Annotated in this window: 12 protein-coding genes and 1 tRNA gene; 12 read left to right on the top strand and 1 reads right to left on the bottom strand. The window is 40.3% G+C overall.

The window, feature by feature from the left end; translation table 11 throughout:
• A partial coding sequence (locus AC52RT_RS17165) for a DUF2507 domain-containing protein (RefSeq protein WP_495541870.1) occupies positions 1–360 on the bottom strand: 360 nt, incomplete at its 3' end.
• Positions 361–767: 407 nt separating this feature from the next.
• Between AC52RT_RS17165 and AC52RT_RS17160 the strand changes: the two genes are divergently transcribed.
• The 12 genes from AC52RT_RS17160 to AC52RT_RS17105 form a co-directional block, all read left to right on the top strand.
• Positions 768–1,376, top strand: a complete 609-nt coding sequence (locus AC52RT_RS17160) for a succinate dehydrogenase cytochrome b558 subunit (RefSeq protein ID WP_495541869.1) — start codon at positions 768–770, stop codon at positions 1,374–1,376.
• Positions 1,377–1,429: 53 nt separating this feature from the next.
• A complete protein-coding gene (gene sdhA, locus AC52RT_RS17155; protein WP_495541868.1) occupies positions 1,430–3,181 on the top strand; it encodes a succinate dehydrogenase flavoprotein subunit in 1,752 nt (583 codons plus the stop codon).
• Between the two features lie 17 nt (positions 3,182–3,198).
• Entirely contained in the window at positions 3,199–3,960 is a 762-nt protein-coding gene (gene sdhB, locus AC52RT_RS17150) for a succinate dehydrogenase iron-sulfur subunit (RefSeq protein WP_495541867.1), read from the top strand.
• Between the two features lie 328 nt (positions 3,961–4,288).
• On the top strand, positions 4,289–4,753 hold the full coding sequence (locus tag AC52RT_RS17145; protein WP_495541866.1) for an acyl-CoA thioesterase: 465 nt from the start codon (positions 4,289–4,291) through the stop codon (positions 4,751–4,753).
• Positions 4,754–4,891: 138 nt separating this feature from the next.
• The gene (locus tag AC52RT_RS17140) at positions 4,892–5,116 is read left to right on the top strand and encodes a helix-turn-helix domain-containing protein (protein ID WP_495541865.1); all 225 of its coding nucleotides are present in this window, start codon (positions 4,892–4,894) and stop codon (positions 5,114–5,116) included.
• A gap of 223 nt (positions 5,117–5,339) precedes the next feature.
• Positions 5,340–5,780 carry a MarR family winged helix-turn-helix transcriptional regulator gene (locus AC52RT_RS17135; protein WP_495541864.1) on the top strand — a complete coding sequence of 147 codons (441 nt, stop codon included), beginning with the start codon at positions 5,340–5,342 and terminating at the stop codon, positions 5,778–5,780.
• Positions 5,781–5,790: 10 nt separating this feature from the next.
• Complete coding sequence (gene racE, locus AC52RT_RS17130) at positions 5,791–6,588, top strand: glutamate racemase (RefSeq protein ID WP_495541863.1); 798 nt, start codon at positions 5,791–5,793, stop codon at positions 6,586–6,588.
• Positions 6,589–6,691: 103 nt separating this feature from the next.
• Positions 6,692–7,762, top strand: a complete 1,071-nt coding sequence (locus AC52RT_RS17125) for a GerMN domain-containing protein (protein WP_495541862.1) — start codon at positions 6,692–6,694, stop codon at positions 7,760–7,762.
• 111 nt (positions 7,763–7,873) lie between these two features.
• Entirely contained in the window at positions 7,874–8,488 is a 615-nt protein-coding gene (locus AC52RT_RS17120; protein ID WP_495541861.1) for an XTP/dITP diphosphatase, read from the top strand.
• Positions 8,485–8,997, top strand: a complete 513-nt coding sequence (locus AC52RT_RS17115) for a metallophosphoesterase (protein ID WP_495541860.1) — start codon at positions 8,485–8,487, stop codon at positions 8,995–8,997. Before AC52RT_RS17120 ends, AC52RT_RS17115 begins: the two co-directional genes overlap by 4 nt.
• Before the next feature lie 162 nt (positions 8,998–9,159).
• Positions 9,160–9,233, top strand: a tRNA-Arg gene (locus AC52RT_RS17110).
• Between the two features lie 572 nt (positions 9,234–9,805).
• Positions 9,806–10,362: MsnO8 family LLM class oxidoreductase (locus AC52RT_RS17105; RefSeq protein WP_495541859.1), on the top strand; the 557-nt coding region annotated here is incomplete at its 3' end.

The raw sequence follows: 10,362 nt of genomic DNA, 5'->3' as shown, positions 1-10,362 counted from the left end.
GACCGCAAGGTCCTCGGGAGTGTCGATCTCGTTGCAAAGAGCATTCTTTACGTCAAGCGGAAGAATGCGACAAGCGTTCGACACCTCGTTAAAGGCGTTTTCGGCATAGCACTTCACCTGACCGTTTTCGCAGTACTCAACTATTTTATCAAGCCATATCTTGAAATCCTTTTCAAGAAGCTTGTAAAGAGGCTGAGCCGCAACAGCACTGTTGAAAAACTCAATAATTTCTTCCATGCTTCCAAGTGGGAATTTACGAGCCATACGCTTTCCTGCCCAATAGAGCACCTGGCGAGAGTTCGGTCCTAGAAGATCTTTTAATAATATTTCTCTTATGAGTTCATGGCCAAAGACGGGGATTGATAATTCACCTTCATCCTTGGAATCAAGTAGTGTTTGATTTTCTTTTTTCAAGGCATTTCCCCACTTTCTATATAACTCTATTATAAACGGAAGTGATACTAAATTCGTACAATTATTATCCATTTACGAGTAATTTTCTTTTTTGAGAAAAAGAGTTTACTGATAAATTAATCCATTTTTGGTATTAGGGTATATATTCTCCTTTTGTTTGAACGATTCAGAACAATAATTCTATTTTAAAAAAGAAATCTTGTATCCGTTTTCTTGACGCTTTTACCAGTCAGGAGTAAAATGAACATGTCACATAATTGTTAGAAAGAAAGAAATAGATTAGAAATGTTGGGATAAAGGGGAATTTCTGTTTATCTTTGCATGAATTTTCACAAATTAAGGGGGGGCACTAATTGGCAAAAAATCGTGAGTTTGGAAACCGCAGACTGCACTCGCTTCTTGGAGTTATTCCAGTCGGCCTATTTTTGTTGGAACATCTGATTGTCAATTATATGGCAACAAAAGGTCCGGAAGCTTTCAATTCAGGAGCGCATTTTATGGAAAGTCTGCCATTCAGAATTTTTCTTGAGGTATTTATCATTTTCATACCATTGATTTATCATGCTGTTTATGGCGTTTATATTGCTTTTACAGCTAAAAACAATGCAGGAAGATACGGCTTTTTCCGTAACTGGATGTTCGTATTACAGCGTGTTACCGGGATTGTTACGTTAGTTTTCATCGTGTGGCATGTATGGTCAACCAGAATTCAGGCAGCACTTGGTGCAGAAGTAAACTATGACATGATGGCAGATATTTTATCTGATCCATTTATGATTGCTTTCTATGTTGTTGGTATTCTATCAACTACATTCCACTTTGCTAATGGTTTATGGTCGTTTGCCGTAAGCTGGGGGCTTACTGTTTCACCAAAATCACAACAGATTTCTACATATGTTACGTTGGTCATCTTTGTCCTTCTATCCTATGTAGGTGTAAGAGCAATTTTTGCTTTTGTATGAGATTACTAGTCAAAGCACGTGCTTTGATATTGGATATAAGGGAGTGAGCAAGAGTGAGTAAAGGTAAAATCATTATCGTAGGCGGCGGATTAGCAGGACTTATGGCTGCTATTAAAGCAGCTGAAGAAGGCCAGCAGGTTGAGTTGTTTTCAATAGTTCCTGTAAAACGTTCCCACTCAGTTTGTGCCCAGGGCGGAATAAATGGCGCAGTAAATACGAAGGGTGAAGGGGATTCACCATATATTCACTTTGATGATACGATCTATGGTGGAGATTTCTTGGCTAACCAACCACCGGTTAAAGCAATGTGTGAAGCGGCACCATCAATTATCCATATGTTTGACCGTATGGGTGTTATGTTCAGCCGTACTCCAGAAGGTTTATTGGATTTCCGTCGTTTTGGCGGTACACAATATAGTCGTACGGCTTTTGCCGGCGCTACAACAGGCCAGCAGCTTCTTTATGCCTTAGACGAGCAAGTTCGCCGCTATGAAGTGGCTGGACTAATCACGAAATATGAAGGCTGGGAGTTCCTTGGAGCGGTAGTTGACGAGGAACAAATTTGCCGCGGCATCGTTGCGCAAAATTTAACCAGTATGGAAATTAAATCCTTTGCGGGTGATGCTGTCATCATGGCATCCGGAGGTCCAGGGATTATTTTCGGTAAGTCAACCAACTCTATTATTAACACAGGATCAGCGGCTTCCATTGTTTATCAACAAGGAGCTACTTATGCTAATGGAGAATTTATTCAAATCCATCCAACGGCATTGCCAGGTGATGATAAATTGCGTCTCATGAGCGAATCAGCTCGTGGTGAGGGCGGACGGATCTGGACATATAAAGACGGGAAACCATGGTACTTCCTAGAAGAAAAATACCCTGCATACGGAAATCTAGTACCACGTGATATTGCAACACGTGAAATCTTTGACGTATGTATGAACCAGAAGCTTGGGATCAATGGGGAAAACATGGTATACCTTGATCTTTCGCATAAAGATCCGAAAGAGCTGGATATTAAACTTGGTGGAATTATAGAAATCTATGAAAAATTCATGGGTGAGGATCCAAGAAAAGTTCCAATGAAAATTTTCCCAGCTGTTCACTATTCAATGGGTGGATTATGGGTAGATTATGATCAAATGACGAACATCCAAGGTTTATTTGCAGCAGGGGAATGTGATTATTCACAGCATGGCGGAAACCGTCTAGGAGCGAACTCACTATTATCTGCTATTTATGGAGGCAGTGTGGCAGGTCCAAATGCAGTTAAATATATCCAAGGTCTTGAAAAAGGTGCTGATTCCGTTTCACCTACAGTGTTTACGGATGCGGTTAAAGAACAACAGGAAAAATGGAATAACATCATGTCCTTAAATGGAACAGAAAATGCATATGTCCTTCATAAAGAACTAGGGGAAATGATGACACAGCATGTAACCGTTGTCCGTTACAACGATAAGCTTAAGGAAACAGATGAAAGAATTCAAGAGATGTTACAACGTTACGAAAATATCAATATCAATGATACGGCAAAATGGAGTAATCAAGGGGCAACCTTCACCAGACAATTGAAAAACATGATGCAGCTGGCACGTGTTATTACGATTGGTGCTTTAAATCGTGATGAAAGCCGTGGAGCACATTATAAGCCAGACTTCCCAGAACGTAATGATGAAGAGTTTATGAAAACAACAATGGCTAACTTCACTGGTCCAAAAACAGCCCCTGCCTTCCATTATGAAGATATTGATGTATCTCTAATAGAACCACGGAAACGTGACTATACAACAAAACATTAAAAAAGGGGGAGTAAGTAATGGCTGAGACAAAAAAAATTCGTTTTGAAGTCGTTCGACAAGATACACCGGATTCAGCCCCTTACACGGAGAAATTCGATTTGGACTATCGTCCGAATATGAATGTTATATCTGCACTGATGGAAATCAGACGGAACCCGGTTACAATTGAGGGTAAAAAAACAGCTCCAATTTCTTGGGATATGAACTGTCTAGAAGAGGTCTGCGGAGCATGTTCAATGGTAATCAACGGTAAACCGCGCCAATCTTGTACAGCACTTATCGATCAACTTGAACAGCCAATACGTTTAGAACCAATGCGCACATTCCCTATCGTCCGCGACCTTCAGGTTGACCGTAGTCGGATGTTTGATACCTTGAAAAAAGTAAAAGCATGGATTCCAATCGATGGCACATATAACCTCGGACCTGGTCCGCGTATGCCAGAAAAGAAACGCCAATGGGCATATGAATTATCGAAATGTATGACATGTGGTGTTTGTTTAGAAGCCTGCCCGAATGTGAACGATAAGTCCGATTTCATTGGGCCACAAGCACTTTCACAGGTGCGTTTATTTAACAATCATCCAACAGGTGCAATGAATAAAGCAGAACGCTTAAATACAATTATGGGAGACGGAGGACTAGCCAATTGCGGTAATTCACAAAACTGTGTGCAGTCTTGTCCAAAAGGCATTCCATTGACCACATCAATTGCATCATTAAACCGTGATACATCTATCCAAATGTTCCGTAACTTCTTCGGAAGCGATCAAGTATAAAGAAAAACTGGCTGTCGAGAAATCGACAGCTTTTTTTCTTTTAAAAATTTACTGAGGGTCGAATCAAGTTGATTTTGGGCCGAATAAATGTAGAAATGGGCCGAATGAAGTGCGATTAGGGCCGAATGTATCACAGAATGGGCCGAATGATGGCTTCAAGAGTATGAAACTAGTCTTCCAATAGGAGCTGTAAAGAAGAAATTAAGAGATACAGCCTTCGTTTAGATCTCTTAGTGGTTTTTCTTACCAAAAGTCTTTCCTTTATGTTCCTTTTCGAATAAAATGAATGAATAACCATTCATTTTATTCGGAAAAAGGGGTTGTCATAATGAGTAGAATTTCATATATCGAAAACATGGAGGAGTGGGCTGCTTCTTTTACTTTTACACATGAAGTGAAAGTTCGATTTTCAGAAACGGATATGTTCGGACATCTGAATAATACGGTACCTTTCACATATTTCGAAGAAGCGAGAATTGAATACTTTAAAAGTCTAGGATTTATGCAGGATTGGGTCCATGATGAGAGTGGAGCGATACCGGTAGTTGCTGATTTGCAATGTGATTTTCTGCAGCAAATGTTCTTTAATGATAAAGTGCGTATTCAGGTTAAGGCCGCCAAGATTGGCAACTCATCCGCTGATATTCATTATTTGGGTAAAAAAGAAGATGGATCAATCTGTTTGACGGGAAGGGGCACGGTCGTCCAAATCAATAAAGCGACAGGTAAGCCTTTAGCATGGACAGAAGAAATGAAACAATTAATGGATAAGCAAAATCCAGTAAGAAAATAAAAGCGGCTGCTCGTTATTTAAAGCACATAATCCCATATATAGCAGTCACTTCCTTCTCCTCCCTGACATACTATATCTTGACTAAATAGACACCCACTCCGGGTTTTATGCTGGTGAAGGCAGGGAGGGTTACCATACTTGAAAGACAACGAGTTCACTCATAAGCCACTTCTCACCAAAAGAGAAAAAGAAGTATTCGAATTATTAGTTCAGGACAAAACAACGAAAGAAATCGCAGGCGAATTGTTTATCAGCGAAAAAACAGTTCGAAATCATATTTCAAATGCGATGCAAAAGCTTGGAGTAAAAGGCCGTTCACAAGCAGTTATCGAACTTCTACGCATGGGAGAACTTAAATTATAGATTGTTTAACTTTCAGTTCAACGAGCAGTAGAAGAGAAGGCTTATGGCAGAATAATAGATTTTCCCTGATTACTATGCATCAAAGATAGCCAGATCGAGAGACCCTTTCGGCTGCTGTCTCTGGTGCTTTTTTTAGCATAATTTAACTTATAACATCAACCTTGAATTTTTTTTGATTTTCAGAGACAATAAAGAGCAGGAAGTTTTAGGGGGAGAAACATGAATGACTGAATTAAAATTGGATCAAGTTGCAAAAATCGAGAAGGAATTACGGTATATTTCCAGTCTGATTAAACAAAAGGGCCGGGAAATATTGAATGTCTATAAAATTACCCCCCCGCAGTTTGTCGCATTGCAATGGCTTTTTGAAGAAGGCGATATGACGATAGGTGAACTTTCTTCAAAAATGTTTTTAGCATTCAGTACGACGACGGATTTAATCGACCGTATGGAAAAGAATGAACTAGTAAGCCGGGTGAAAGATGATAAAGATCGCCGAGTTGTTCGCATTAACCTTCTTTCGGAAGGTGAACGGATCATTGACGAAGTAATTAAGAAACGGCAGCTTTATTTGCAGGATATTTTAAGCGATTTTTCAGATACAGACATAGCTTCCCTCACTAAGAATCTAACTAAACTACATCAAGAAATGCGAGAAGATTGAGGCGATATAATTGAAACGACCAATCGGAATTATTGATTCGGGGGTTGGCGGATTGACGGTTGCAAAAGAAGTGATGCGTCAACTTCCTAATGAACATATAATGTATGTTGGTGATACAGCAAGATGTCCCTACGGACCGAGAACGAAGGAAGAAGTGAAAGACTTCACATGGGAACTAACTCGTTTCCTATTAAAACGACAAATTAAAATGCTGATTATCGCCTGTAATACGGCAACAGCAGCAGCGCTTGATGAGATTAACGCGGAACTGTCTATTCCTGTAATCGGCGTCATTAATCCTGGTGCACGTGCTGCCTTGAAGGTCTCTACCAATCTACATATAGGTGTTATTGGCACCGAAGGAACGGTTAAGAGTGAGGCCTATAATCAGGCGCTTCTTTCCATTAATAAAAAGGTAAACGTTGATAGTTTGGCCTGCCCGAAATTCGTGCCGATTGTTGAGAGTGGAGAATTTGAAGGCAGGATCGTGGAAAAGGTTATTGCCGAAACGCTAAAGCCGATGAAACGTACGGGTATTGATACACTGATACTTGGCTGTACACATTACCCTTTGCTTGGTCCAGTAATTAGAGAGTACATGGGTAAAGGAGTCCAAGTGATTTCTTCAGGAGATGAAACGGCCCGTGAAGCAAGTGTTATTCTTGAACATAAAGGGCTGATGAATGTCTCATCAGAGGAACCGAAGCATCAATTTTTCACCACAGGATCCAAGGATATTTTTCAGGATATTGCCCGTTCCTGGATTGGTGAACAGGTTGGTATGGTACAAACAATTAAGCTCGACTAAGGCTCCCATGATGGGAGTTTTTTTATAAAATAAAAAGATTTCGGTCTAAAACTTCCCAGGGCTCGTATAAATAGTAGTACAAACCGTCCTGGGAGGGATATATATGTCCAATGTAACAAAGGCAACAGTTGCCACGACCATTCTGGCCTCTGCTGTTCTTTTATCAGGCTGTGGCTTGTTTACCGGCGAGGAAAAAAATAAAATCGATCCGCCGGATGTATCACTTGTCGATAGTCCTTCTAAATTGGAGGGAGACCTAACTGAAACGAAGGTTGATGTGAACAAGGAAACTGAGGAAGCAAGTGTAAAGACAGAATTGTATTTAATTGATAGCAGCGGATATGTGGTTCCGCAAACATTGGCACTGCCATCTACACAAGGCGGAGGTGTTGCTAAGCAGTCGCTGGAATATCTGGTGGAGGATGGCCCGGTATCGAATGTCCTTCCTTCTGGTTTTAGAGCGGTTCTGCCAGCGGGTACTCAGGTAAGTGTGGATATTAAAGATGGGACAGCGGTGGTTGATTTTTCAAAAGAGTTTAAGAATTACAAGAAAGAAGATGAGCTGAAAATTCTGCAGGCTGTGACTTGGACGTTGACACAGTTTGATTCAGTGCAGACAGTCAAGCTTAAGTTGAATGGTACAGAACTGAAGCAGATGCCGGTTAACGGTACACCAGTGCAGGAAGGTCTGTCTCGGGCAAGCGGCATTAATTTAGATACAAGCGGCGTTAATGATATAAGTCAATCGAAAGCATTAACGGTTTATTATATCGGCGGAGAGGAAGGCAATTATTATTATGTGCCTATAACCAAGCGGGTGAACGAGACCGATGTGGATAACGTGACAGCGGTTGTGCAGGAACTAGCTAAAGGACCATCACATTTCTCCGGTTTACAATCAATTGTGATGTCTGATGTAGAACTGTTGGATGAGCCTCAATTAGCGGATGGCATGGTTACCTTGAATTTCAATGAATCGATTCTAAATAGTTTTAAAGAGAAAAAGGTTTCCCAGCAAGTACTTGATGCACTTGTTCTCTCATTAACAGAACAGAAGGGTATTGAACGTGTAGAGCTGAAAGTGGATGGAAATGCTGATTTATTGAAAGAAGATGGCAAGCCGCTTTCGGAACCAGTAAGCCGGCCGGCAAAGGTTAATACGGGTAGTTTCTAATACTGATTATTCGGGGGCACGCGAAAAGCGGCTCCTATTTCTTTTGGGCAAATATCCTGATTGTGGTAGACTAAAGAAACAAACTATGCAGCTATTCAGGAGAGTGTAACGATGAAAAATGTTCTGATTGCAACGAAAAATAAAGGAAAAGCAAAGGAATTTGAAAGTTTATTTTCACCTAGAGGGTATGAAATTCATACGCTTCTTGATTATGAAAACGCGACAGACGTGGAAGAAACAGGAACGACCTTTGCTGAAAATGCTATTTTAAAAGCAGAAACAATTGCAAAAGAATTAAATCAAGTTGTCATGGCAGATGATTCTGGTTTGGTTGTGGATGCATTAGATGGCCGTCCTGGTGTTTACTCGGCTCGATATGCAGGTGAAGATAAAAATGACGAAGCCAATACACAAAAACTACTGGAGGAATTAAAAGATATTCCTGCTGAAAAAAGAACGGCTCGTTTTTATTGCGTACTTGCATTAGCATCGCCAAATCAGGAAACGATTACTGTTTCTGGTTATGTGGAAGGCCGTATTGCTGAATCACCCGCTGGTACAAATGGTTTCGGATATGATCCTGTATTTTATGTCCCGGAAAAAGGGAAAACAATGGCTGAACTTGAATCAGCAGAGAAAAATGCGATTAGTCACCGGGCAAATGCGTTGAAAGAGCTGGAAAAAGGGCTTGATTTATTTTTAACGAGAGAAGGGAGCAGCAGATGAAAACCTTGATCATCAGTGACAGTCATGGTCTTACGGAAGAGGTACAAGCCATAAAAAATCGTCATCAGAAAGACGTAGACGCAATGATACATTGTGGAGATTCAGAACTGCAGCAAGAGAGTCCAGTTATGACTGATTTCATCGGTGTCCGTGGTAATTGTGATTACGATACAGGATACCCAGATGCTGTTGTTGAAGAGATAGAAGGAACTCGTTTTTTAGTTACTCACGGTCACTTATATAATATTAAAATGACGTTAATGAATATATCCTATAAAGCGGAGGAAGAGGATGCGTCTATCATCTGTTTCGGTCATTCTCACCAAGCGGGATCTGAACTTATTGACGGTCGGCTCTATATTAATCCAGGGAGTATTCGTTTGCCGCGAGGAAGAGAAGAAAAAACCTATGCGATTGTTGAAGTCATTGACAAAGAAGCTGCCGTAACGTTTTATGACCACGAAGGAGCAGAAGTAAAAGATTTAAATAGGGCTTACAATTTGGGCTGAATTTATGTATAATGGAGAAGTGGAAATAACTTCTCCTCTCTCTTCTAAAAAAGAGTGAGAAAAAGTGTTGACTTTATGTCGATATCGTACTATAATAATAAATGTCCTGACGGAGAGTACAATGTAAGGAATTACATAACGAACCGCCAAAAATATCATAATGTCCCAGTAGCTCAGCTGGATAGAGCAACGCCCTTCTAAGGCGTGGGTCGGGAGTTCGAATCTCTCCTGGGACATCCAAGTGTTCAGAACATTAAGTTCGAACCAGAAAAATGCTTCAAATCCTTTTAAGGGTTTGGGGCATTTTTTTATAGATCGTTAGAGCATAATTCGTTGCTGTAAAGCAAGACGCTCTTGGGGAACGGGCAAGATATGAAGATAATACTTGTACCTTATAGACATGGAGGCGTCTTCATATGGAATGTATATGTGAACTAGAAACCTTGATATAGAGGACATTCCTAAGATTGAGTTAATAAGAGAATTGAAGAAATGGATCAACATGTATGGTGAATGGATAGATTGGGGATAAAGAAGAATTGCTTCCTAATGGGATTGAACTAGAAAACGAACATAATAGAAGTGGATTAAACGTAACAGAGAAAGTAAAGGATGAACTAGATGGGGAGTATTAAATTATATTTTCATCTTCAACAATTGCTGAGACCTATGAGCTAAATAGTAACAAAAAAATAATTTATATAAGTTCCAACAGCTTTTCTAAGTGAATGGTCAAGCAATAAAGTTTGTTTATTGGTTACTTTTTGTTAGTATGAGGGTAACTTAACGAGGAGAGGATACATCAAACATGTCAACTATACAAATCCCTGTTTCTGTTTTAAACTTAGCACCGATTAGAGAAGGTCAGGATGCTAAAGAAGCCATTAATTCGATGGTTGACTTGGCGCAAGCGACCGAAAAAATGGGCTATACTCGATATTGGGTTGCCGAGCATCATAATACGCCGACAATGGTCAGCTCTGCGACAGCAATTTTAATTAAACATATTCTAGAACATACAGATCATATAAAAGTAGGATCAGGTGGGATTATGCTGCCTAATCATTCACCGTTAGTCGTGGCAGAACAATTTGGAACAATGGCGACCATCTATCCAAATCGTGTGGATTTAGGACTTGGAAGAGCTCCTGGAACAGACATGATGACAGCGAGTGCGTTAAGACGATCTGATAAGGATTCTGTCTACACATTCCCGCACGATGTTCAATCTCTGCTGACTTACTTTGGACCTGAAGAAGATCAAAGCTATGTAAAAGCTTATCCTGGTGTTGGAACGAATATCCCTATTTATATTCTTGGGTCGTCTACCGACTCAGCTGTTTTAGCCGCTAAATTGGGGCTGCC

This window comes from Peribacillus sp., assembly GCF_059453735.1.
The sequence above is the reverse complement of the archived record's forward strand: the minus strand, read 5'-3'. Positions and strand labels throughout refer to the sequence as shown.

Bases quoted from the DNA above. Each gene is read 5' to 3' on its own strand.
- AC52RT_RS17135 (WP_495541864.1), top strand. From the start codon at position 5,340: ATGACTGAATTAAAATTGGATCAAGTTGCAAAAATCGAGAAGGAATTA.
- AC52RT_RS17145 (WP_495541866.1), top strand. From the start codon at position 4,289: ATGAGTAGAATTTCATATATCGAAAACATGGAGGAGTGGGCTGCTTCT.
- AC52RT_RS17115 (WP_495541860.1), top strand. From the start codon at position 8,485: ATGAAAACCTTGATCATCAGTGACAGTCATGGTCTTACGGAAGAGGTA.
- sdhB (WP_495541867.1), top strand. From the start codon at position 3,199: ATGGCTGAGACAAAAAAAATTCGTTTTGAAGTCGTTCGACAAGATACA.
- AC52RT_RS17125 (WP_495541862.1), top strand. From the start codon at position 6,692: ATGTCCAATGTAACAAAGGCAACAGTTGCCACGACCATTCTGGCCTCT.
- AC52RT_RS17120 (WP_495541861.1), top strand. From the start codon at position 7,874: ATGAAAAATGTTCTGATTGCAACGAAAAATAAAGGAAAAGCAAAGGAA.